Annotated in this window: 23 protein-coding genes; 19 read left to right on the plus strand and 4 right to left on the minus strand. The window is 70.3% G+C overall.

Annotated features, from left to right (window positions below):
• Positions 1-11: 11 nt before the first annotated feature.
• Entirely contained in the window at positions 12-476 is a 465-nt protein-coding gene (locus ACWEIJ_RS38760) for an SRPBCC family protein (protein WP_449842259.1), read from the minus strand.
• A gap of 171 nt (positions 477-647) precedes the next feature.
• Here ACWEIJ_RS38760 and ACWEIJ_RS38765 point away from each other — a divergent pair, with 171 nt between their 5' ends.
• From ACWEIJ_RS38765 to ACWEIJ_RS38790, 6 genes are all read left to right on the plus strand, one after another.
• Positions 648-1,022, plus strand: a complete 375-nt coding sequence (locus ACWEIJ_RS38765; protein WP_449842260.1) for a hypothetical protein — start codon at positions 648-650, stop codon at positions 1,020-1,022.
• A gap of 105 nt (positions 1,023-1,127) precedes the next feature.
• On the plus strand, positions 1,128-1,334 hold the full coding sequence (locus ACWEIJ_RS38770; RefSeq protein WP_449842261.1) for a hypothetical protein: 207 nt from the start codon (positions 1,128-1,130) through the stop codon (positions 1,332-1,334).
• A 98-nt stretch (positions 1,335-1,432) separates the two neighbouring features.
• Positions 1,433-2,059, plus strand: a complete 627-nt coding sequence (locus ACWEIJ_RS38775; RefSeq protein WP_449842262.1) for a DUF4255 domain-containing protein — start codon at positions 1,433-1,435, stop codon at positions 2,057-2,059.
• Positions 2,056-4,020, plus strand: coding sequence for an ATP-binding protein (locus tag ACWEIJ_RS38780; protein ID WP_449842263.1), 1,965 nt, complete (start codon positions 2,056-2,058; stop codon positions 4,018-4,020). The genes ACWEIJ_RS38775 and ACWEIJ_RS38780 overlap by 4 nt, the downstream gene beginning before the upstream one ends.
• Positions 4,021-4,042: 22 nt before the next feature.
• Positions 4,043-4,750 (plus strand): eCIS core domain-containing protein, encoded by a 708-nt coding sequence (locus ACWEIJ_RS38785; RefSeq protein WP_449842264.1) that lies wholly within the window; start codon positions 4,043-4,045, stop codon positions 4,748-4,750.
• 37 nt (positions 4,751-4,787) lie between these two features.
• A complete protein-coding gene (locus tag ACWEIJ_RS38790) occupies positions 4,788-5,930 on the plus strand; it encodes a hypothetical protein (RefSeq protein WP_449842265.1) in 1,143 nt (380 codons plus the stop codon).
• Here ACWEIJ_RS38790 and ACWEIJ_RS38795 read toward each other — a convergent pair.
• Genes ACWEIJ_RS38795 through ACWEIJ_RS38805 form a run of 3 tightly spaced genes read right to left on the minus strand, consistent with a single transcriptional unit; the run spans position 5,927 to position 9,483 of the window.
• Entirely contained in the window at positions 5,927-6,883 is a 957-nt protein-coding gene (locus tag ACWEIJ_RS38795; protein WP_449842266.1) for a TolB family protein, read from the minus strand. The two genes, ACWEIJ_RS38790 and ACWEIJ_RS38795, sit on opposite strands and share 4 nt — an antisense overlap.
• On the minus strand, positions 6,880-8,100 hold the full coding sequence (locus ACWEIJ_RS38800; RefSeq protein ID WP_449842267.1) for an MFS transporter: 1,221 nt from the start codon (positions 8,098-8,100) through the stop codon (positions 6,880-6,882). The genes ACWEIJ_RS38795 and ACWEIJ_RS38800 overlap by 4 nt, the downstream gene beginning before the upstream one ends.
• A gap of 21 nt (positions 8,101-8,121) precedes the next feature.
• Entirely contained in the window at positions 8,122-9,483 is a 1,362-nt protein-coding gene (locus ACWEIJ_RS38805; protein ID WP_449842268.1) for a CBM96 family carbohydrate-binding protein, read from the minus strand.
• Positions 9,484-9,726: 243 nt separating this feature from the next.
• Here ACWEIJ_RS38805 and ACWEIJ_RS38810 point away from each other — a divergent pair, with 243 nt between their 5' ends.
• The 13 genes from ACWEIJ_RS38810 to ACWEIJ_RS38870 all read left to right on the plus strand — a co-directional run bounded on the left by ACWEIJ_RS38810 (position 9,727) and on the right by ACWEIJ_RS38870 (position 21,983).
• Entirely contained in the window at positions 9,727-11,241 is a 1,515-nt protein-coding gene (locus ACWEIJ_RS38810; RefSeq protein ID WP_449842269.1) for a phage tail sheath family protein, read from the plus strand.
• Between the two features lie 15 nt (positions 11,242-11,256).
• Positions 11,257-11,700, plus strand: coding sequence for a phage tail protein (locus ACWEIJ_RS38815; protein WP_449842270.1), 444 nt, complete (start codon positions 11,257-11,259; stop codon positions 11,698-11,700).
• A gap of 20 nt (positions 11,701-11,720) precedes the next feature.
• Positions 11,721-12,089, plus strand: coding sequence for a hypothetical protein (locus ACWEIJ_RS38820; RefSeq protein ID WP_449842325.1), 369 nt, complete (start codon positions 11,721-11,723; stop codon positions 12,087-12,089).
• Positions 12,086-12,253, plus strand: a complete 168-nt coding sequence (locus ACWEIJ_RS38825; protein WP_449842271.1) for a DUF6760 family protein — start codon at positions 12,086-12,088, stop codon at positions 12,251-12,253. The genes ACWEIJ_RS38820 and ACWEIJ_RS38825 overlap by 4 nt, the downstream gene beginning before the upstream one ends.
• A gap of 2,280 nt (positions 12,254-14,533) precedes the next feature.
• The gene (locus ACWEIJ_RS38830) at positions 14,534-14,881 is read left to right on the plus strand and encodes a hypothetical protein (protein WP_449842272.1); all 348 of its coding nucleotides are present in this window, start codon (positions 14,534-14,536) and stop codon (positions 14,879-14,881) included.
• Between the two features lie 10 nt (positions 14,882-14,891).
• On the plus strand, positions 14,892-15,320 hold the full coding sequence (locus ACWEIJ_RS38835) for a phage tail protein (RefSeq protein ID WP_449842273.1): 429 nt from the start codon (positions 14,892-14,894) through the stop codon (positions 15,318-15,320).
• Positions 15,317-16,051, plus strand: coding sequence for a CIS tube protein (locus tag ACWEIJ_RS38840; RefSeq protein WP_449842274.1), 735 nt, complete (start codon positions 15,317-15,319; stop codon positions 16,049-16,051). The genes ACWEIJ_RS38835 and ACWEIJ_RS38840 overlap by 4 nt, the downstream gene beginning before the upstream one ends.
• Positions 16,044-17,813, plus strand: a complete 1,770-nt coding sequence (locus ACWEIJ_RS38845; protein WP_449842275.1) for a VgrG-related protein — start codon at positions 16,044-16,046, stop codon at positions 17,811-17,813. Before ACWEIJ_RS38840 ends, ACWEIJ_RS38845 begins: the two co-directional genes overlap by 8 nt.
• Positions 17,814-17,824: 11 nt before the next feature.
• The gene (locus ACWEIJ_RS38850) at positions 17,825-18,109 is read left to right on the plus strand and encodes a PAAR domain-containing protein (RefSeq protein ID WP_449842276.1); all 285 of its coding nucleotides are present in this window, start codon (positions 17,825-17,827) and stop codon (positions 18,107-18,109) included.
• A gap of 6 nt (positions 18,110-18,115) precedes the next feature.
• Complete coding sequence (locus ACWEIJ_RS38855) at positions 18,116-18,517, plus strand: GPW/gp25 family protein (protein ID WP_449842277.1); 402 nt, start codon at positions 18,116-18,118, stop codon at positions 18,515-18,517.
• Positions 18,517-20,442 (plus strand): putative baseplate assembly protein, encoded by a 1,926-nt coding sequence (locus tag ACWEIJ_RS38860; protein WP_449842278.1) that lies wholly within the window; start codon positions 18,517-18,519, stop codon positions 20,440-20,442. The genes ACWEIJ_RS38855 and ACWEIJ_RS38860 overlap by 1 nt, the downstream gene beginning before the upstream one ends.
• 72 nt (positions 20,443-20,514) lie before the next feature.
• Positions 20,515-21,051, plus strand: a complete 537-nt coding sequence (locus ACWEIJ_RS38865) for a phage tail protein (RefSeq protein WP_449842279.1) — start codon at positions 20,515-20,517, stop codon at positions 21,049-21,051.
• Complete coding sequence (locus ACWEIJ_RS38870; RefSeq protein ID WP_449842280.1) at positions 21,048-21,983, plus strand: zinc ribbon domain-containing protein; 936 nt, start codon at positions 21,048-21,050, stop codon at positions 21,981-21,983. The genes ACWEIJ_RS38865 and ACWEIJ_RS38870 overlap by 4 nt, the downstream gene beginning before the upstream one ends.
• The last annotated feature ends 2 nt before the right edge of the window (positions 21,984-21,985 follow it).

Genomic DNA, 21,985 nt, shown 5'->3' on the forward strand with positions numbered 1-21,985 from the left:
GCGCACCGCGATCAGACCTGTGGCGGTGGCGTGACGTCGCCCCGCCAGGCGCCGGTCTCGGTGCCGCGGTTCTCGATGAACTCCTTGAACCGCTTCAGGTCACCCTCGATCCGGTGGCCGACGACGCCCAGGGCGGCGCCTGCCTTCTCGGTGAAGGTCTCCGGGTCGTACTCCATCTGGAGGTGGACCCGCGTCGTGTCGTTGTCCAGGCGGTGGAAGGTGACCACGCCACCCTGCGGCGGCCCGTCGACCGTGGTCCACGCGACTCGCTCGTCCGGGTGCTGCTCGGTGATCTCCGCGTCGAACTCGCGGACCACTCCGCCGATCTTCGTGGTCCAGTGGGTCCTGGTCGGCGTGACCTGGTCGATCTTCTCGACGCCGTCCATGAACGCCGGGAAGGATTCGAACTGGGTCCACTGGTTGTAGGCCGTGCTCACCGGCACGTGGACGTCCACCGTCTTCTCAATGGTGGTCACGAAACCTCCTCCTCATGAGTTGCTTGCACCAGGTGAGTACCCAGGGCCCCGGTTGTTACACATCGTGTTCGGTCCACTCTGGACGGACACAACGGGTGGCGGGTCACTCGCGCTCCGCGCATCACGAATTCGCCCCTACCGGCCAAAACGACTGTGATCCACGTCATACTGATGAGCGAGTGGCTCGACGGTGAACCGATCCACCGGCTCCAACCTGTGGAAACGTCGCGTGGAGGGCGGCGTTTCACTTCGCCGGCGCCGTCCTTCACCGACAGTTCCGGACTTGGTGAGGACATGCTTCCTTCGGGTGCAGCCCATTTTTCCGCTTCTGTGCGGGATGCACTGTTCCGTCAGCCGGTCTTCTGCTGTCCGGACGACACTGCTCCAACCGGAGTGATGCTGGTGGAGAACTTTTTCAGCGGCCGGACAGAAAAAGAATTCAAGTTCTCCAAAGCTGCGTCGGCAGTGAACCGAACGGGTGACAGGCACCGCGGATGTGCGCATTTTCTGGCTAGTCTCGCTGGTGAGCGGGTTGTAGGAGGTTGAGCGGTGTTGACGTGCGTCGAGGTTCGCCGAGCCGCGGGAGGTCTCCGGTTATTCGTTCGTCCCCCGGCCGCACTGCGGTGGAGCGCGCGGCTGGGCTACGAGCGGGTGTCGGAGCTGCTGACCGCGATTCGTCAGGCGGAGTCGTGCACGGTGCCGGACGTGGCACTCCGGTACGTGCCGGACCAGCGCACCGGTGAGGCGGTGCTGGCGTGCGCCACCGGGTCGGTCGTGCTGGACGCGGACGACGTGATGTTGCTGCACGACGCGTTGCGCGCCCACATGCCCGACCGGATGCGGCCCCTGCCTGTCTGAGATCGAGTGCGGGGTTGCCCGTTGGGGCAGCCGATCGTGTCCTGCGGGACGTCACTGCGCTGGTCGTTCGCGCCGGGCGGGCAGGCCATCGTGGTGGGGTGATCCACGAGGTTGACGAGGCCCTGCGCCGCCTGGTCCGCGACGAGGCGCTGCGCGGTTCCGACCTGGACGTGGCGTTCGACGCGCCGACCAAGGACTGGGCGGCGCGGCGGAACGCGCCCACGGTCAACATCTACCTCTACGACATCCGCGAGGACATGCGGCGGCGCCAGCGCGGGCTGCTCAACGAGTACGACGCGCAGGGACAGGTCGCCGCCCGGCACCTGCCGCCACGGCACATGAAGCTGTCGTACCTGGTCACGGCGTGGACGCAACGCCCGGAGGACGAGCACCGGCTGCTCTCGGACCTGCTGGTCGGGTTCCTGCGCTACGACGCGGTGCCGCCGGGGCTGCTCGGCGGGTCGCTGGAGGCGCTGCAGCTGCCGGTGCCGATGACGGTCGCGCTGCCGCCGCCGGAGGACCGGGCGTTCGCGGACGTGTGGAGCGCGCTGGGCGGTGAGCTGAAGCCCTCGCTGGACGTCGTGGTGTCGGCGCCGGTGTCGTCCGGGCGCAAGATCGCGGCCGGGCCGCCCGCGCGGGAGGGCGTGCACCTGCACACCGGCGACGAGCGGGTGCGGCACGACGTGTCCGCGGACGGCGTGGGCATGCGCCGGGTACCGCGATGATCTTCGAGCGGATGGCCGGGCTGGAGCGGCGGATCCGGGTGGCGGTGGCGGCGCGCCGGGCCACGGACCCGAACCCGGACGACCCGTTCCGCGGGCTCTACCTGTCGGACGAGGTCATCGAGGCGTTGCTGGACAGCGGCCGGGAGCCGTTCGCGCCGTTCACCGAGACCGCCGCGGACGGCAGGCTCGGCCTGCTGGCGCGAAAGGCCCATCTGTCCGAGGTGGACGTCGAGCTGCTGCTGGTCGCGCTGGCGCCGGACGTGGACAGCCGGTTCGAGCAGTTCTACGGGTACCTGAACGACGACGTGACGCGGCGCAGGGCCACGGTCGGGCTCGCGTTGCGGTTGTGCGGGCTCGCGGAGGCCTCCTCGCAGGGGCGGGCGCGGCTCGACCACGGCAGTCCGCTGGTCAGGGCGGGGCTCGTCACGGTCGAGGACGCGGAACGGCCGTTGCTCAGCCGGTCGTTGCGGGTGCCGGACCGGGTCGTCGCGCACCTGCTCGGCGACGACCGGCCGGACCCGTTGCTGGCGGACTTCGTGACGCTGTCCGGGGATCCGGTGCCGATGCCGGGTGCCGAGCGGTTGGCACGCGGCATCGAACGCGGGGTGCGGCTCGTCTACCTGCGCGAACATCCCGGCGGTGGCGCGGCGGAGCTGGCCGTGTCCGCCCTCGCCCGCGCGGGTTTCCCGGCATTGCTGGTCGACGCGACGCGCCTGACGGACGCGCTGGCGGTCACCCGCGAGGCGTTGCTGCGGGGCGCGGGGATCGCGGTCGGCCCGGTGGACTCGGCGTTCGCGCTGGATCCGTTGCTGCACGAGGAGATCCCGGTCATCGCCTACGGGCCGGGGGCGTGGGAGCCGCGCTGGACCAGGATGCCGCCGTTGCAGCACGACGCCGTGCAGGTGCCGTTCGACGTGCGGGTGGCGTTGTGGCGCGCGGAGCTCGACGGCAAGCTCGCGCGGGGCATCGACCCGGCCGAGGTGACCGCGCACTTCGTCCTCGGCCCGACGCAGATCAGCAGGGCCGCGCACGCCGCCGCGGTCTCGGCGCTCGCCGACGACGGACTGGTCGACGTGACGCATCTCCGAGCCGGTGCGCGCAGCCAGAACGCGGGCGGTCTGCAACGGCTCGCGCGGCGCATCGAGCCCGCGGTGTCGTGGCCCGACCTGGTGCTGCCCGTGCCCGTCACGTCGCTCCTGCGCGAACTGGCCGCCCGCGCGAAGCACCGCGACCGCGTGATCGACGAGTGGCGGATGAGGCCCGGCGGTGGTCGCGGCCGGGGCGTCACGGCGTTGTTCGCGGGCGACTCCGGCACCGGCAAGACCATGTCGGCCGAGGTGATCGCGGCCTCGCTGGGCCTGGACCTGTACACGGTCAACCTCGCGACGGTCGTGGACAAGTACGTCGGCGAGACCGAGAAGAACCTGGAGCGGATCTTCGTCGAGGCGGCGGGCGTCAACGGCGTGCTGCTGTTCGACGAGGCCGACGCGATCTTCGGCAAGCGGTCGGAGGTCCGTGACGCGCACGACCGGTACGCCAACATCGAGAGCGCGTACCTGTTGCAGCGCATGGAGTCCTTCGACGGCATCGCGGTGCTCGCCACGAACCTGCGCGCGAACCTCGACGACGCCTTCACCCGCCGCATCGACGTGATCGTGGACTTCCCGCTGCCCGACGCGGATCTGCGCCGCGGCCTGTGGGACCGCTGCCTGGGCGGCGCGGTGCCGCGATCGTCCGATGTGGACCTGGACTTCCTCGCGGCGTCGTTCGAACTGGCGGGCGGGCACATCCGGTCGGCCGCCGTCACCGCCGCCTACCTGGCCGCCGCGGCCGGTCACGTGGTCGGCATGGTCGAGCTCATCGGTGCCGTGGCGCGGGAATACCGCAAGCTGGGGCGGCTGGTGGGAGAACGCGAGTTCGGCCGGTACTTCGAACTGGCCACCGAACGTCTGGTCGGGTAGTACCTCTGGCAGGGAGCGGAGAATGCGCGGACACGAACACGAAGCTGAGACCTCCTTCCGCCCCAAGGGCGACCGGATCCCGCACGAGGAGACGGACCTGCTGGGCCGCGCGGCCGCGGCCGGACGGCCCGACGTGCTCGGCCCCGCCGGCCTGCTCGGTCTGCAACGGGCCGTGGGCAACGCGGGCGTCGGCGCGGTCGTGGAGGAGGAGCGCTCGCCCGTGCACGACGTCATCTCGTCGGGCGGCTCACCGCTGAGCGCCGACGTGCGCGAGGACATGGAAGGCCGCTTCGGCCAGGACTTCTCGGACGTCCGCGTGCACACCGGTTCGGCGGCGCACGACTCGGCGAAGTCGGTGAACGCCCAGGCCTACACCGTCGGCTCGAACATCGTGTTCCAGCGCGACAAGTACGACCCGTCGTCGGACACCGGCAAGCACATGCTGGCGCACGAGCTGACGCACGTCGTGCAGCAGCGGTCCGGGCCGGTGGACGGCACCGACACCGGCGGTGGCGTGAAGGTGAGTGATCCGTCCGACCGGTTCGAGCGGGACGCCGTGGCCAACGCGGACCGGATCATGGCCGCGCCCGCTTCTCCCGTGCAGCGGTGTGCGGACCACGGTGATCACGGCGAAGCGGCGCACGTGCAGCGTGAGGAAGCGCCCGCGGAGGAGGAGACCGCGCAGACGTTCGTGCAGCGGGCGGAGGAAGAGGAAGAAGCCGCCGAGTAGCTTCAGATCCGGCGGAGCACCACCAGGGGGATCGGACGTGGAACGCGAACACACCCACCGACCGCCACCGCCTCAGGAGCAGGGCACGCGGCACCGGCCGCCGGCTCACGACCTGCTCATCGAGTTGCAGCGGTCGGCGGGGAACAGCGCGGTGGCCGACCGGCTGGCCGCCGTGCAGCGCGATGCCGTCGAGGTCGATCTGGAGGTGGCACCGCCCGCCGAACGCGAGCGGTTGCGCCGGCAGGGGATTCAGCTCCCGTCGGTGTCGGCGCAGGCCGCCGATCCGCGCGGCCACAGCCGGTACATCGACGGCCGGGTGCGAGCGGTCGGGTTCGGCATCTACCTGGGCGGCTACCTCGTCTACGTCGACGGCGTCGGCCTGCCCGTGTTCGTGCCCGAGTCGCACCTCGACTTCGCCGGCCTGCCGGTGACCACGCCGGAACTGGCCGTGCTGCCCGACCGGCAGTCCGCGCTCGGCGAGTTGTCCCGAACGGGCCCGGTGCCCAGGGGGACGACGCCGATCGGCTACTACTGGGGTGCCGGCGGAGCCGTGATCGCACCGACGACGTTCTCCTCCCAGTCGACGCCGAACCTGGTGCGGACCGCGCTCGCGGCGCGGAGCGAGCTGGCGGCCCAGGTGCAGCGCGAGCTGGCCGTGATGGCCATCGGCATCGTCGGCGGGATGCTGTTCCGCGCGGTGATCAACCGGTTGCTCCGGGTCGGTGGTGGCCGTTACACGCCACCGGCGCCGCGCCTGTCCGGTCCGGCCCAGCAGGCACGCGCGCTGGCGAACCGGTTGCGGCAGCAGGGGAAGCCGGTCATCGCGAACCTCGGCGGCGCCGGGTCGGCGCACGAACCGCCGCACGCGATCAACATCAACAACCAGGCGGTGGCACGCCGCGGCATCCCGAACCACGTGCACGCGGACGGAACCGACATCGGCCAGCTGTTCGACGCCGGTTCCGTGGACCAGGTGGTCGGCTACCGCATGCCGCCGTCGGTGATCGACTGGAACCGCGCGGTGCCCGGCATCCGGCAGGTGCTCGCGCCGGGAGGCACTTTCCGCTACTCGTACCAGGGCGCGAACGCCGATGCGCGGTTGCTGGAACAAGCGTTGCGGCGCGCCGGGTTCCGCAACGTCACGAACACCTCCGACGTGCTGGTGGAGGCCGTTCGCTAGCCGATCGGTGCCGGGGAGGCGGCTTGGGGTACCAGGACCGCGGGCGTTCCGGTGCCGTCCGCGGGCACGGACCACACGTCGTTGAGGCCGTCGTCGCGCTGGATCCCGTACGCGACGGTCCGGTCGTCGAGCCAGGCCGGCTGGTCGTCGACGGTCCGGGTCTCGGCGAGCTGGGTGATCCGGTTCGTGGCGAGGTCGAGCACGGAGATGCGCCAACCCTTCTGCGGATCGCCGTCGACGGCCTTCTTGTAGGCGATGCGGGTGCCGTCCGGGGACAGCGACGGGCATTCGACGTTGTCGTGGCCGGTCAACGGGCGGAGCCTGCGGGCCGCGAAGTCGCCCTCGATCAGGTACCGGTGCGGGCCGGTGGACATGGTGGCGTAGAAGCGGTTGTCGTCCGCGGTGAACGTGACACCCCAGAAGTTCGAGTCGGCCGGCCGTTGCGGCATGCCCTCGACGGTGAACTCCTCCAGCGACGTGACGAGCGTGCCGGTTCTCGCGTCGAGGATGCCAGTGCTGGTCGAGAAACCGTTGGCGGCGTAGGAATGCCCGTCGACGAACAGCGTCCACGCGACCATGCGGCCGCTCGCGGAGACCCTGGTGCGGTTCGGGAAACCGGTCAGCGGGATGGTGCGCAGTTCCTTGAGCTGACTGTCCAGCACGGCCAGTTCACCGGCCTTGAGGGCGCCGACCGGGCGCAGGCAGGAGATGGTTCCGCCGGCTGCGTAGACGCGGTCGCAGCGCTGTTCGGTGATCTCGCGCGGCCCGGCCGGATCCTGGCGGGACACGGTGGAGAGCTTGCCGTTGCTGAGCACCATCAGCCGCGGTCCGGTGCCGCTGGGCCGGGAGTTCGCGGCCTCACCGGGTGAGGCGCCGGAAAGCACGGTGTAGCCGACGGCGACACCGCCGAGCAGCACGGCGGCGATGACGGTGATCAGCAGGCGGTTCTTCACGAGGTGCGACGTCCCAGCAGTGCGGTGGTGGTGAGCAGGGCGAGCACGACCGCGACGGCGGCGGTCCTGGTGGCGCCCTCCGGGCTCCAGAACTGCCAGGCGAGCCCGAACAGCACGGAGGAACCGAGGCAGGCGAGCGCCTGTCCACTTTGGATCAGCGCGATGCCGGTGGTGCGCAGGCGTTCCGGCAGGACCGGTCCGGCCAGAGCCATCAGCACGCCGTCCGTGGCGGCGTAGAACACGCCGTAGAGCAGCACGACCAGCACCAGCAGCGGCCAGCCGCCGAGCGGGCCGAAGAGCAGCAGGTAGACGACGGTCAGCGCGCCGTAGCCGCACAGCATGATCTTCAGCCGGCCGACGCGGTCGGCGAGCGCGCCCAGCGGTGCGGCGAGCAGCAGGTAGACCAGGCTCGTGCCGACGGCGAGCAGCGGGAACCATCCGAACGCGAGCCCTTCCCGCTTCTGCAGCAACAGGTACACGAACCCGTCGCCGATCGTGACGAGGCCGAGCAGTGACGCGGCCAGCACGATCCTGCGGACGGCCGGGTCCTTGAGCAGGGCGAGCTGGAGAGGTTCCTTGCGTTCCAGCGGTTCCGGCCGGTCCTTGACGTGGAGCACGAGGACCAGCACACCGAACACCGCGATGCAGAAGCTGGTGACGAACACGGCGTCGAACGACTGTGTCGCTGTTCTTTGGGCGGACGCGGCGAGCACGGCCATCGCGACGAGCGGACCGGCGAAGGCGCCGATGCCGTCCATCGCGCGGTGCACGCCGAACGCCCGCCCCAGGTCACCGCTGGGCGTGGACAACGTGATCAGCGCGTCCCGCGGTGCGGTGCGCAGGCCCTTGCCCGCGCGGTCCGCGGTGATCACGAACCCGAGCGCGGCCGTGGAGCCGCCCGCGGCCAGCAGCCCGAGCTTGGCCGCGGCGGAGAGGCCGTAGCCGAAGCCCGCGACCGCCTTGCGCCGGTTCGTCCGGTCGGCGAGATAGCCGCCGACCAGCCGGAGGAGCGTGGTGGCGCCGGTGTAGACGCCGTCGATCAGCCCGTACGCGGCCGGGCTGAGCTGGAGGCCGACGACCAGGTACAGCGGCAGGATCGCGGCCACCATCTCCGACGAGACGTCGGTGATCAGGCTGACCGCGCCGAGCGCGAAGACGTTGCCGCTCAGCCCCTTCCAGTTCGCTGCCCGTGGTTTGTCGATCGTGGACAGGTACACGTCGGCCTCCAGCGCGGTCCGTCAGTGGCAGTTGGTGGTGCCGCTGTCGGTGTAGGTCTTGCCTGCCTCCGGCACGAACTGCCAGTCGAAGCTGTTGCTGTGCAACGTGAACTTCAGCACGCCGCGGGTGCCGGTGTTGCGGGCCTCGCTGTTCGGCTTGATCGTGCCGAAGCCGTAGGCGCCGGCGCCGCCCATGCCCGCGACGAACTGCCGGATACCGCGTGCGGTGTCGAGGCCGCCCGTGGGATTCTGCGGGGCGAACCGCTCGTACTGGTGGTTGTGCCCGGTGACGACCAGGTCCGCGTTGAAGTCGTACAGCGCCTGGAACAACGGCCGGGTCGCCGTCTCCGGAGCGTGGTTGGCGCCGCTGGTGAACAGCGGGTGGTGCCAGTACGCCGCGGTGCACGGCTTCGTGCTCGCCGCCAGGTCCTGCCGCAGCCACTGCTCCTGCGCACTGCCCACCGACATGCTGACGTTGGAGTTCAGCGACACGATGTGCCAGTCGCCGATGTCGTAGGAGTAGTAGCCCCGGCCCGACGGACCGGCCAGCGCCCCGAAGTAGTTGTAGTACCCCGTGGCGCCGCTGGTGTTGTAGTCGTGGTTGCCGGGAGTGGGCTTGGTGCGCGCCTTGTGCCGGCCCCACGTGGGCTCGTAGTAGGAGTTGAACTCCGCTGCCGTGCCGCTTTCGTAGACGTTGTCACCGGTGGTGAACACCGTGCCCTGGATGTTGTCCAGCAGCGCGGCCGTGGCGGTGTCACCGGAGCCGGAGTCCGCGATGTCACCGGCACCGACCCACACCGGGTCGCCCGCGGGTGGCGCCGTGCCGTCGGTGATCACGAGCTGCGGCGCCGTGGTGGCACCGGACTCGCGCGAGTCGTAGTCGGCGCCGTCCGAGTTGCTCGACGTGATGCCGATGCTGAACGTGCCGTTGCCCGTGATGTAGCTCGTCACGTCGATCTCGTACCAGGCGTTGCGCGCGACCGCGCCGAGAGTGCCGAGGGTGGCGCCGTCGACGGCGGGCTGGTTGTTCCAGGTGACACCGGTCTCGGTCCAGCTGACGTCGGACATCGACCGGAACGTGCCGCCGTTCGGGCTCTGCGCGTCGAAGACGTCGTCGACGTGGATGCGCAGCTTGGCACTGCTGACGCTGCTGGTGAGGCCGGAGACGGCGAACTTGAGGAACGTCCGCTTGACCGGCGAGTTGTCGATGCCGAGCTGACCGGACGTGCCGAAGTTGGTGCCTGCGGCGGAGTTGTCGACGTAGGTGTCGGCGACGGGCGTGAACGTGGTGGTGGCCGCGTGGGCCGCGGTGGAGGCGGTGAGGGTGGCCGCCGCGATGACGACCGTGGAGAGCACGGCTGATGGAGCCCTGCGACGTGACATGCGGGCACAACTTCCTTGTTGGCTGACAGGGGCCGTCGCGAAGGGTAGGGCCTCCGGCGAGCTCGACGCGGTGATCATTCGACGGCGGTTCGGTGAACGGCGGGAAAATCCCTCTCCGGGGTGGCTGTTGCCCTTTCGGGCAGCCACCGGCTCCCTCCGGCACCGTCGCGGGGTCGTGTCGGGTTCTGTGCGGTCGCCTCAGCATGTGTCGTACAGGGTTCCGTACGACTTGGGAGGCCGTCGATGCCCACCTATCTCTCGCCGGGCGTGTACGTCGAGGAGGTGGAGGCAGGTGCCCGCCCGATCGAGGGCGTGGGCACCGCCGTCGCCGCGTTCGTCGGGTTCGCGGCCAAGGGTGACTACAACACCCCGACGCTGGTGTCGAACTGGGCGCAGTACACCGAGAAGTTCGGCGACTTCGCCGAGGGCTGCTACCTGCCGCTGGCCGTCTACGGCTACTTCCTCAACGGCGGCACCAACTGCTACGTCGTCCGCGTGGGCGGCTCCCGCTCGACCGCCGCGCTGCCCGCCGGTCCGCAGGCCCAGCTCGGCGGCTACCGCGTGTCGGCCCGCGAGCTCGGTGCGGGCAGCCTGTCCGTCGAGGTCGGTGACGCGGCGGGGGAGAACCAGCCCGACGACAGGTTCTCGTTGGTGGTGAAGGACAACGGCAAGGTCGTCGAGACGCACCAGGTGTCTGCCAAGCGCGGCAAGGAGAACGTCGTCACGGTCGTGAACGCGGCCTCGAAGCTGATCACGATCGAGGAGGTCGCCGGGGCGTCCGTCGCCCGTCCGGACAAGGCGTCCGTCGCGTTGCGCGAGGCTCCCACACCGCCACCCGTGCCGCGCAAGGTCGTGCCCGACGACTACGTGGGCGACGTCGCCGACCGCACCGGTTTCGGTGGCCTGGAAGCCGTCGACGAGATCACGATGGTCTCGGTGCCCGACCTGATGAGCTCCTACCAGCGCGGGCTGATCACGCTGGAGGCCGTGAAGACCGTGCAGTCCGCGATCATCGCGCACTGCGAGCTCATGGGCGACCGCATGGCGATCCTCGACCCGCCGCCGGACCTGTCGCCGGACCAGGTGAAGAACTGGAAGCAGACCGAGGCGGGCTACGACTCGAAGTACGCGACCCTCTACTACCCGTGGATCAAGGTCTACGACCCGTCCACTTCGGACAACATCTTCGTGCCGCCGTCGGGCCACATGGCCGGCGTGTGGGCGCGCAACGACGCCTCGCGCGGCGTGCACAAGGCCCCGGCGAACGAGACCGTGCGCGGCGCGGTGGCGTTGCAGACCCAGCTGACGAAGGCGGAGCAGGAGCTGCTGAACCCGATCGGCGTGAACTGCATCCGTTCGTTCACCGGCCGCGGGATCCGCGTGTGGGGCGCGCGCACGCTGTCCTCCGACCCGGCGTGGCGGTACCTGAACGTCCGGCGGCTCTTCAACTACCTGGAAGAGTCCATTCTGGACGGAACGCAGTGGGTCGTGTTCGAGCCCAACGACGACGCGTTGTGGGCGCGGATCCGCCGCACCATCTCGGCTTTCCTGGTGATGGAGTGGCGAAAGGGCGCGCTGTTCGGCCTGACGCCCGACGAGGCGTTCTACGTCAAGTGCGACCGCGAGACCAACCCGGCGGAGGGCATCGACCTCGGCCAGGTCGTCTGCGAGGTCGGCGTGGCACCCGTCAAGCCCGCGGAGTTCGTCATCTTCCGGCTCGCCCAGATGCAGGGCGGCACCAGTCTGGTCAACGAGTAAAGGCGGTTCATCGACATGGCACTCCCCGATCTCGACACGTCGGTAGGCCACTCGTTCGGCCTCGAGGTGGACGGCATCACGATCAAGCAGATCTCCGAGGTGACCGGCCTGAAGATGGAACAGGACGTCATCGAGCTGAAGCAGAACATGGCCGACGGCAAGTACGTCGTGAAGAAGCTCCCGGGCCGCCAGAAGGCGGGCGAGGTCGTCTTCACCCGCGGCCTCACCGGCGACAACTCGTTCGAGAAGTGGGTGAAGGACGCCCGCTTCGGCAAGATGGGCGCCGCCCGCAAGAACGGCGTGGTCGTCGTCTACGACTACGAGGGCCAGGCGATCAAGCGCTACAAGATCGTGCGCTGCTGGCCGAAGTCGCTGGAGATCGGCACCCTGAAGGCCGGCGACACCTCCGTGCTGACCGAGAAGCTCACGGTCACCTACGAGGAGATGGAAGTCGAGTGAAGCGTTCTGCTGCTCCGGTCATGCAGACCGAGTTCGCCTTCCAGCTGCCTCGCGGCTACGTGGACGACTCGGGCACCGTTCACCGCGACGGCGTGATGCGCCTGGCGACGGCACGCGACGAGCTGATCCCGTTGCGGGACGACCGAGTGCGCGAGAACGCGGCCTTCCTGACCGTCGTGCTGCTGGGCCGGGTGGTCACGCGCATCGGTTCCGTCACCGACGTGCACGCGGGCGTCATCGAGAACCTGTTCGCCTCGGACCTCGCCTTCCTCCAGGACATGTACCGCCGGATCAACAGCGAGGGGCACACCCGGTCGTCGGTCTCGTGCCCCTCCTGCGGCAACGGCTTCGAGGTCGACATCGCGGGCGGGCGCCTGGGGGAATCGTGACGTACGCGCCGTCCCGGCTGTACTCGGAGGTCGCGTACGTCGCCTACCACTTCCACTGGTCTCTCGACTCCATTCTGGACCTGGAGCACGCGGACCGGTTGCGGTACGTGGAGGAGATCGGCCGCATCAACACGCGGATGTCGGGTTCTGGGTTGGGGAGGTGACTTGCCGTGTGGCCCTTTCGGCGGCGCGAATTGCCCGTGGTGCGGGCCGAGTGGCGGACGTTGCCGCCTCTGCAACGGGTCTTGGGACCGCATCCGCTGATCAACCCGGTGCCCGCGTTCTCGTCCCGGCTCGTTTCCTGGCGGAACCCTTCTTTCTTGGCGCCCTTGGGGCATGTGGTGTCGGCTTCGGAGCCTTCGGGGTCGATCGCGGACGTGGCGGCTCCGGCGGGTGACCCGTCGGTGGTGGTTGCGCGTCGGGTGGAGCCTGGGTTCGGGGCGGCGCCTCGGGGGGAGGGGGCGGTGCCGCGGGCGGGTGTGTCGGTGTCGCGGGTTGAGGAATCGGCCGGGTCTGGGGTGCGGGCTGAGTCTGCGGCTGATCCGGTGGCGCGGGCCGGATCGGCGGCGCCTGGTGTGGTTGGGCCGGTGGCGCCGGGTGAAGCGCCGGTGATCGATGTGGCTGGGTCGGCGACGCGGGCCGAGGCCCCGGTGATCGATGTGGTTGGGCCGGAGGTGCGGGGTGAGGCGCCGGCGGCCGGTGTGGTTGGGCCGGAGGTGCGGGGTGAGGCGTCGGTGGCCGGTGTGGTTGGGCCGGAGGTGCGGGGTGAGGCGCCGGTGGCCGGTGTGGTTGAGCCGGAGGCGCGAGCTGAAGCGCCGGTGGCCGATGTGGCCGGGGCGGCGACTCGGGCTGAAGCGCCGGTGATCTATGTGGCTCGATCGGTGGCGCGGGGTGAGGCGTCGGTGGCCGGTGTGGCTGGGGCGGCGACGCGTGGTGGAGCGTCGGTGGCTGATGTGGTTGGGCCGGTGATTCGGGCTGAAGCGCCGGTGATCAATGTGGCCCGGTCGGTGGCGCGGGGTGGAGCGTCGGTGGCCGATGCGGCCCGGTCGGTGGCGCGAAGTGAAGCGTCGGCGACCGATGTGGCTGGGCCGGTGCCGCAGGCTGGAGCGTCGGTGGCTGATGTGGCGCGAGCTGAAGTGCCGGTGATCGATGTGGCGCGCGGTGGAGCGTCGGTGGCCGATGTGGCTGGGCCGGTGGTGTCGCGGGTCGAGGATTCGGGGTTGGCTCCCGATGGGTCGGTGCCTCGGGCTGAGGAGCCGGCGTCGGATGTGGCCGGTTCTGCGCCGGAGGCTGAGGAACCGGTGTCCGATGGCGCAGCCGACGAGGCGACCGTTGCCGCGGACTCGTCGGTGCCGACCCTTGGGTCTCGTGTCGTGGGTTCGCCGGACGTTCCGTCTGCGGAACGGGCTGGTGCCTCCGTGCAGCGTTCTGCTTCGGAGGAAGCTCCTCGTGCCGTCCGGACGCGGAGGTTGGGGCTCGGGGAACCGATTTCGCCGGGGCTGCAGAGGTCTGCTGAGACTGCTGGTGCCGATGCTCGGCCGGTAGGGCCGCTCGTGCAGGGCCCGGCTGCGGTTGGACCGGCCGGGCGGAGATCGGTGGTGGAGTCCGCGGGTTCTGCGGTGCAGCGGGCCGTTGAGTCGCCTGCTCCTGCCGCGGGACGTGTCGTGCGGGAGTCGGCTGAGGTCGCAGGGCCGGTGGTCCAGAGCGCTGCCGAGTCGCCTGCTTCTGCTGCGACGCTGGGTGAGCCGGTGGTCCAGAGGGCTGTTGACCTGCCCGCCACTGCTGTGGAGCCGGTGGGTCCCTTTGTGCAGCTGCCCGCTGTCGCGCCGCAGTCGACGGGTTCGGTGCAGCCGTCTGCCGAGACCGTGAAGCCGGTGGGCCCTGCTGTGCAGCGGGCCGTTGAGCCAACCTCAGCCGCGGCGCCCTTGGTGGGGGCCGCAGATCTCTTCCGGCCCAACGGGCCTGGTGTGCGGCGAGCAGCGGATCTCTCCGAGCCCATGGCGGTCCAGCAGCCGGGACCCGCTGAGACGGCCGGGTCGGTTGTGCAGAGGGTCGTTCAGTCGCCTGCTTCTGTTGTGGCGCAGCCGTCAGCACCTGTCCTGCGGGGAGCGGCTGACGCGGTGAAGCCGGCGGGCCCGGTGGTGCAGCGGGCTGCCGACCTTCCGGCTTCCGCCGCAGCGCCGTTGGTGGGAGCGGTCGATCTCTCCGCCTCCCCGACGGTTGCCGAGCCCGCGACCGGTTCCCGGACGGCCGTGCGCCCCCTCACCGGCTCTGCGCGGCCTGTGGTGCAGCGGGAGGTCGCGTCACGGTCGGCAGAGCCGGCCGAACCCGGCGGCCTGGCGCCGACCGCGGGCTTTGCGGAGCAACTGCCGGTTCTCCATCCCGCGGAACCGGCGGGCTCGGCCGGGAGCGTGGTCCAGCGATCCGCAGACGCTGGCGAGGTCGTGACGCGGCCAAAGGCTGCGGCGGCCCACGGAGTGCTGCCGATCGTGCGGCACGACAGCGTGCCGGCGGCCGAGGTGGTGCAGCGGGTGTCCGCGGCACCGGCGCAGCAGCAGCCGGTTCCCGCGGTCGAGCAAGTGCCGGTGGTGGCGCGGAGCCACGAACCGAGTGCACCAGAACCGAGTGCGCCCGAACCGGTGCAGCGGACCGCCGAAGCACCGCGGGCGGAAACAGCCCAGGGACAGAACGCGGACGAGTTGTTGCGGAAGTTGTACGACCCGCTGCTGCGTCGGCTCAAGGCCGATCTGTGGCTCGACCGTGAGCGTCGTGGGGCGCTCACCGACCTGTGAGGACTATGCGATGACCGCACCGGAGGAAGCCGTCGCCGTCTGCTTCAGCGTGTCGGTGGACAAGGACGACCTCGGGTCGTTCAACAGCTGTGAGGGGCTTGGCTGCGAGTTCGTCATCGAGCAGCGGGAAGAGGGCGGCAACAACGGGATGGTGTGGCAGCTGCCCACGCGCATCAAGTACCCCAACGTGAAGCTCAGCCGGCCGGTCACCAGGGACAGCCAGAAGATCACCAACTGGATCGCAGGCATGGCGGCGGGGGTCAGGCGCAGAACGGCGGTCATCGAGGCGAAGACCCTTGAGGGCACGACGATCGCGAGCTGGTCGCTGGCCGAAGTGGTGCCGGTGCGGTGGACGGGGCCGCAGCTGAGCGCCGAGCAGACCAAGGTCGCCACGGAGACGCTTGAGCTGGCGCACCACGGGTTCCTGGACGCGCGATGACCGTCACGTTCACGAGCGCGGGGGCGAAGACCGCGGCCAAGAAGATGGAGCACGCGGTCATCACCGCGTACGAGCCGCCCAAGCCGGGTGGGCTGCAGAAGCCGGGGGCGGAGCTGGACAAGATCAAGTTCCAGTTCAACCCCAAGGAGCTCAGCCTCACCAAGAACGCCAAGTGGCAGCGGCAGGCGCAGCCCAACGCGGCCAAGGCGGGCGTGCCGGAGTTCAAGGGGGCCGAGCCGGCGAAGCTGAGCCTGGAGATCTTCATCGACTCCACGGACACCATGGGCGACGCCACCATCAAGATGGTCGAGCAGCTCTTCAACCTCACCGTGCCCACGAAGGACAGTCGCACGAACGGCAAGGGCAGCCCGCCCTGGGTGATCTTCCAGTGGGGCACCACGAAGGGCTTCCCGAGCTACGTCTCCAGCGTCACGGCCAAGTACACGCTCTTCACGCCCGGCGGCATGCCGGTCAGGGCCGTCTGCACGGTCAACCTCGAAGAGGTCAGCGGCGAACCGGGCGGGCAGAACCCCACCAGCGGCGCGCTCGCGGCCAGGGACGCGCACACGCTCACGGCGGGCGACAGCCTCCAAAGCCTCGCCTACCGGGCCTACGGCGACCCCGAGCTGTGGCGGCACATCGCCGAGGCCAACGACATCGACGACCCCATGCGGTTGCGGCCCGGCGCGGTCGTCCTCGTTCCGGCGTTGGAGGAGATCCAGCATGGCTAACGAGAGCTTCGCCAACAACCTGGTCGTCGAGGTCGAGGGCAAGCCGTTGCCCGCGGACGTAAAGCTGCTGCTGACCTACGCCTACGTCGACGACAGCCGGAACCTGCCGGACATGTTCGTGCTCAAGTTCCGCGACCCCGGCCACGTCGTGCTCGCCAAGGGCGGCTTCAAGATCGGTGCGAAGGCGGCCCTCAAGGTCCAGACGGCCGACCCCGGCGGGCCGAAGCCGTTGATGAGCGGCGAGATCACGGCCGTCGGCGTCGAGCTGGACGCGCAGGGCACCTTCACCGAGGTCAGGGGGTACGACGAGGCGCACCGGCTGTTCCGCGGCCGGCGGATCGCGGTCTACCCCGGCATGACGGTCAGCGACGTCGTCAAGAAGGTCGCCGAACGCGCGAACATCAAGACGGGCACCATCGACAACGTCCAGGGCTTCGGCGGACGACCGGAAACCCAGCTGAGCCAGGACAACGTCAGCGACTGGGAGTTCCTGAGCCGCCTGGCCCGCATGGTCGGCGCGCAGATCGCGGTCAGGGACGGCAAGCTCGACTTCAAGCTGCCGGAACCGCCCGCGAAGGCGCCGCAGACCAACGCGAAGGCCAAGGCCAACCCGCTCGTCCTGGAGATGCACAGCACGCTCGTGGCGCTCAGGGCCGGCATCACCACCGCGGGTCAGGTGCCCGAGGTCCAGGTCAGGGGCTGGGACTTCGAGAACAAGCAGGAGGTCCTCGCCACCGCCACCCCGAACACCGCGGGGGTCGAGGTCGCGCAGGCCAACCCGAAGGAACTGGCGGCGAAGTTCAAGGCACCGCCCCATCTGGAGGCCGGGTTGCCCTACCGGACGCACGCCGAGGCCAAGACCGCGGCCGAGGCGCTGGCCGCGCAGCTCGGCGGCTCGTGCGCCGAGCTCACCGGCGTGGCCAGGGGAAACCCGGAGCTCAAGGCGGGCGTGGCGGTGGCGCTGGCCAACGTCGGCGAGCACTTCCAGGGCAAGTACACGCTCACCAGCACCCGGCACCTGTTCGCCGAGCACACCGGCTACACCACCGAGTTCACCGTGTCCGGCAAGCAGGAGCGCTCGCTCTACGGCCTCGTCCACAGCACGATCACCAAGCCGCTCAACGGACTGGTGCCCGCGGTCGTCACGAACGCCAAGGACCCCCTGCAGATCGGCCGCGTCCAGGTCAAGTTCCCCTGGCTGTCCCCGGATCTCACCAGCGTGTGGGCGAGGACCGTGCAGCAGGGTGCCGGGCCGGACCGCGGCACGGTGATCCTGCCGGAGGTCGGCGACGAGGTGCTGGTCGGCTTCGAGCACGGCGACTTCGACGCGCCGTACGTGCTCGGCGGCCTGCACAACGGCAAGGACAAGCCGCCGAAGCTGAGCAAGCCACCGGTCGACAGCGCGAACGGCGAGATCGCGGTCAGGGGTTTCGTGTCCCGCAAGGGGCACAAGGTCGAGTTCGTCGAGGACGACGGCATCGTGATCTCCAGCGGTGACGGGAAGTTCGTCGTCAAGCTCGACCAGAAGTCGCAGAACGTCGAGATCACCAGCGGCAAGACCATCAACGTCAAGGCGCAGAACGGCATCACCGTCGACGCCGGCACCGGGCCGCTGGAGCTCAAGGGGCAGAAGGTGTCCGTGCAGGCGCAGACCGAGCTCTCGGCGGAGGGCGCGCAGGTCAAGATCGCGGGCCAGGCGCAGGCGGAGGTCTCGGCCGGCGGCGTGCTCACGGTCAAGGGCTCCATCGTGAAGATCAACTAAGGGGACGGGACATGCCACCCGCAGCGCGAACGGGCGACCTGACCGGGCATCCCGGCGTCATCACCGGCCCCGGTGTGCCGACCGTGCTCATCGGCGGCATGCCGGCCGCGACGGTCGGGGACCTGCACACGTGCTCGTTCCCGCCGCCTGCCGTGCACCCGCCGACACCGATCGTCCCGCCGGGCTGCCCGACCGTGCTGATCAGCGGCAAGCCCGCGGCCCGAGTGGGCGACCTGAGCGGTTGTGGCGCACCGATCCTGCCGCCCGGCTGCCCGACCGTCCTGATCGGAGGGTGAACGGTGATGGACTTCATCGGCAGAGGCCTCAGCTTTCCCGTCCGCACGGACGCGACGGGCTCGGTGGCGCTCGTCGACGGCGACCGCGAGATCGTCGAGAGCATCCGGCTGATCCTCGCGACCGCGCCGGGAGAACGCCCGATGCGGCCCGAGTTCGGCTGCGCCATCCACGACCTGGTGTTCGCACCCGCCGACTCGACCACGGCCGGGCAGATCGCCTACGAGGTGCGGATGTCGCTGGAGCGCTGGGAGCCGCGCATCGACCTCACCGACGTCGTCGTCGACTTCGCCGAGGCGGACAAGGGCACCCTGCTGATCGACATCCACTACACCCTGCGCAACACCAACGACCCGCGCAACCTCGTGTTCCCGTTCTACGTCATTCCGCCGCACGAGGACGGTGCGTGATGCCGCTTCCCCTGCCGAACCTGGACGACCGCAGGTTCCAGCAGCTCGTCGACGAGGCCAAGCGCCGCGTCCAGCAGCACTGTCCCGAATGGACGGACCACAACGTCTCCGACCCCGGCGTCACGCTGATCGAGGCGTTCGCGCACATGGTCGACGAGCTGATGTACCGGCTCAACCGCGTGCCGAAGCTGCACTACCTCAAGTTCCTCGACCTGATCGGCGTCGAGCTGTTCGCCCCGACCGCCGCCCGCGTGGACGTCACCTACTGGCTCTCGGCACCCCAGGAGGCGCCGGTCGAGGTGCCGCGGGGCAACCAGGTCGCCACGCAGCGCAAAGGCCTGGAGGACCCGGTCGTCTTCACGGTCGACCGCCCGCTCACGATCGTGCCCTGCGAGCTCTCCCGGCTGGCCACCGCCACCGCGAACGGCCAGCCCGTCGACCGGACCGACGACCTCAGGGCCGCCAAGGAACCGGCGGCGTTCAGCGAGCAGCCGGCGGAAGGCGACGCCGTGCTGTTCGGCCTGTCCAACGCGGTTCCCGGCTGCGCGGTGCTGCTCAGGTTCGACTGCGAACCCATGGGCTCCGGCATCAACCCGGCCGACCCGCCGTGGATCTGGGAGGCGTGGACGAGCGAGGGCTGGACGGCCTGCGAGGTCGACCACTTCACCAACGGCGGCTTCAACTCAGCCGGTGACGTCGTCGTGCACGTCCCGCCGGGCCACACGACGTCGATCCTGGTCAGGCAGCGCGCCGGCTGGTTGCGCTGCCGTGCCGCGGAACTGTGGCAGGGCCAGCCGTTCTACCAGCGCCCGCCGAAGATCCGCGACGTCACGGCGGCCACGATCGGCGGCACCACCGAGGCCGTGCACGCCGACGTGGTGAAGGCCGAGACCGTCGGCGTCTCGGAAGGCGTGGCGGGGCAACGGTTCCCGCTCGCCCGCACCCCGGTCGTCGCGGGCGCGCCGATCACCGTCGAGGTCGCGACCACCGACGGCTGGGACACCTGGACCGAGGTGCCGACGTTCGTCGAGTCGGGGCCGCAGGACCGGCACTTCCTGCTCGACAACATCGAGGGTCAGATCATCTTCGGCCCGGCGGTGCGGCAGCAGGACGGCACGCTGCGCCACTACGGTGCCGTGCCCGCGAAGTCGGCGGCGATCAGGGTGCCCGAGTACCGCACGGGCGGCGGGCTCAGGGGCAACGTCGCGCGCAACCTCGTGACCGTGCAAAGGGATCCGGTGCCGTTCGTGAGCAACGTGACGAACCGCAAACCCGGCCGGGGCGGGGTCGCGGGCGAGTCGGTCGAGGACGCGGCCCTGCGAGGCCCGCTGTCGCTGCGGACGCGCGACCGGGCGGTGACGGCCGAGGACTACGAGATCCTCGCGCGGGAGGCCGCTCCCGAGGTCGCACGGGTGCGGTGCGCGCCCGGCGACGACGGGGTGCGCGTGCTGGTCGTGCCGGCGGTGCCAGAGCACGAGGAACCGAACTTCGCGGCCTTCCAGGTCGACCAGGAAACGCTCGAACGGATCGCCCGCCACCTCGACGCGCGCCGGTGCGTGGGCGCGCGGGTGAGCGTGGAACCGCCGTTCTACCAGGGCATCACGGTCGTCGCGGACCTCAAGGCCCGCGCCGGCACGCCGGCCGAGGCGGTCAGGGCACGGGCGATGGACGCGCTGGGCGACTACCTCGACCCGATCCGCGGCGGGGCGGACGGCGAGGGGTGGCCGTTCGGGCGGCCGGTGCACTCCGGGGAGGTTTACGCGGTGCTGCAACGGATTCCGGGCGTGGAGCTGGTGGAGGACGTGCGGTTGTTCGCGGCCAACCTGCTGACCGGGGAGCGGGGGCAGGCGGTGCAGCGGGTGGATCTGCCGCCGAACGGGCTCGCGTTCTCGTACGGGCACCAGGTGCGAGTGGTGAGGAGCTGATCGTGCGCGTGGGATCTCGGGCTGGTCGCGGATGGGAGAGGGCGGAGATGCGTGGGGCGGCAGGTGGCGGCGATGCGTAGTGCCGTGGACGACCTCATTTCCCCACATCCGCTGGGCGAGCGGATGCCGTCCGTCTACACCGACGACGACTTCACCCAGCGCTTCACCCAGGCCCTGGACGAGGTCCTCGCCCCGGTCTTCACCGTGCTCGACTGCTTCGCCGCCTACCTCGACCCCCGCCTGGCCCCCGCGGACTTCGTCGACTGGCTGGCCGGCTGGGTCGCGCTCGACCTCGACGAGAGCTGGTCGCGCGACCAGCGCCGCGAGCTGGTCGCGCGGGCCGTCCGGCTGCACCGGTTCCGCGGCACCAGAAGGGGCCTTGCCGAGCACGTGTGGCTCCTCACCGGTGGCCGCGTCGACATCGCGGACAGCGGCGGGGTCTCGGTCTCGGTGCGGCCGGACGGGCCGGTGCCGGGCAGTTCTCCCTCGCACGTGCTGATCCGCGTCCGGGTGCCGGACCCGGACGCGGTCGACCGGGCGCGGATCACCGCGGCGGTGCGCCGGATGGTGCCCGCCCACGTCGCCACGACCATCGAGGTGACCACATGATCGTCTGTCAGACCTGCGGGGAGCACAACGCGCCCAACGCCGAGTTCTGCGGCAACTGCGGCGACTTCCTGAAGTGGACCGGTGCCCAGGTGCAGGCGGGGCCGGTCCGGCCGGACGCGCCCCAGCAGCCGCAGCCGCACCACCGTCCACAGCAGACCATGCTGCGCCAGGCCCAGCCCGGTGACCTGATCTGCGGTCAGTGCGGTTCCGGCAACGTGCCCACCAGGAGGTTCTGCGGGGTCTGCGGGTACTCGCTGATCGACGCGGTCACGCGCAGGCAGCCGTGGTGGAACCGGTGGCTGCCGCGCAAGGGGCCGAAGGTCAGGGAACGCGGCAGCCGGCCGCGCCGCAGGATCAAGGTGCGCCAAGGGGTCGGCCGGGCGGTGCGGTGGACGCTCGCGCTGGTGTTGCTGCTGTTCGGCGGGCTTTACGGGCTCTCCCAGCCGTTCCGCAGCACCGTCAACGCCCAGGTGATCACCGCCAAGGACACGGTCCTCAGCATCTTCGCCGAGGAGTGGGTGCCGGTGCGGCAGAGCTCGATCTCGGCCGCGCGCGAGTTGCCCGACCACCCCGCGAAGCTCGCGATGGACAACGACTACGGCACCTTCTGGGCCGCCCCGACCGACCCGAAGACCGCCGCGCTGACCATCCGGTTCGACCACGTCACCGACCTGCGGCGGATGATCGTCTACAGCGGTGACGGCAAGAAGTTCCTGGCCTCCCAACGGCCCCGCCGCCTCACGCTGGTGTTCGACACCGGGAAGACCTTCGACGTCACGCTCACTGACAAACCGGACCAGCAGGAGCACGCCATCGAGAACGGTGACGGCGTCCGCCAGGTCCAGGTGCTGATCGCGGACGTCTACCCGTCCACCGAGAGCACCGACACGGTGATCAGTGAGATCGAGCTGTTCGAGAAGCAGGTGAACTGACC

It is taken from the genome of Lentzea sp. NPDC004789 (assembly GCF_053601075.1).

Bases quoted from the DNA above. Each gene is read 5' to 3' on its own strand.
- ACWEIJ_RS38765 (WP_449842260.1), top strand. From the start codon at position 648: ATGAGCGAGTGGCTCGACGGTGAACCGATCCACCGGCTCCAACCTGTG.
- ACWEIJ_RS38780 (WP_449842263.1), top strand. From the start codon at position 2,056: ATGATCTTCGAGCGGATGGCCGGGCTGGAGCGGCGGATCCGGGTGGCG.
- ACWEIJ_RS38785 (WP_449842264.1), top strand. From the start codon at position 4,043: ATGCGCGGACACGAACACGAAGCTGAGACCTCCTTCCGCCCCAAGGGC.
- ACWEIJ_RS38805 (WP_449842268.1), bottom strand. From the start codon at position 9,483: ATGTCACGTCGCAGGGCTCCATCAGCCGTGCTCTCCACGGTCGTCATC.
- ACWEIJ_RS38810 (WP_449842269.1), top strand. From the start codon at position 9,727: ATGCCCACCTATCTCTCGCCGGGCGTGTACGTCGAGGAGGTGGAGGCA.
- ACWEIJ_RS38815 (WP_449842270.1), top strand. From the start codon at position 11,257: ATGGCACTCCCCGATCTCGACACGTCGGTAGGCCACTCGTTCGGCCTC.
- ACWEIJ_RS38820 (WP_449842325.1), top strand. From the start codon at position 11,721: ATGCAGACCGAGTTCGCCTTCCAGCTGCCTCGCGGCTACGTGGACGAC.
- ACWEIJ_RS38835 (WP_449842273.1), top strand. From the start codon at position 14,892: ATGACCGCACCGGAGGAAGCCGTCGCCGTCTGCTTCAGCGTGTCGGTG.
- ACWEIJ_RS38840 (WP_449842274.1), top strand. From the start codon at position 15,317: ATGACCGTCACGTTCACGAGCGCGGGGGCGAAGACCGCGGCCAAGAAG.
- ACWEIJ_RS38845 (WP_449842275.1), top strand. From the start codon at position 16,044: ATGGCTAACGAGAGCTTCGCCAACAACCTGGTCGTCGAGGTCGAGGGC.
- ACWEIJ_RS38850 (WP_449842276.1), top strand. From the start codon at position 17,825: ATGCCACCCGCAGCGCGAACGGGCGACCTGACCGGGCATCCCGGCGTC.
- ACWEIJ_RS38855 (WP_449842277.1), top strand. From the start codon at position 18,116: ATGGACTTCATCGGCAGAGGCCTCAGCTTTCCCGTCCGCACGGACGCG.
- ACWEIJ_RS38860 (WP_449842278.1), top strand. From the start codon at position 18,517: ATGCCGCTTCCCCTGCCGAACCTGGACGACCGCAGGTTCCAGCAGCTC.
- ACWEIJ_RS38865 (WP_449842279.1), top strand. From the start codon at position 20,515: ATGCGTAGTGCCGTGGACGACCTCATTTCCCCACATCCGCTGGGCGAG.
- ACWEIJ_RS38870 (WP_449842280.1), top strand. From the start codon at position 21,048: ATGATCGTCTGTCAGACCTGCGGGGAGCACAACGCGCCCAACGCCGAG.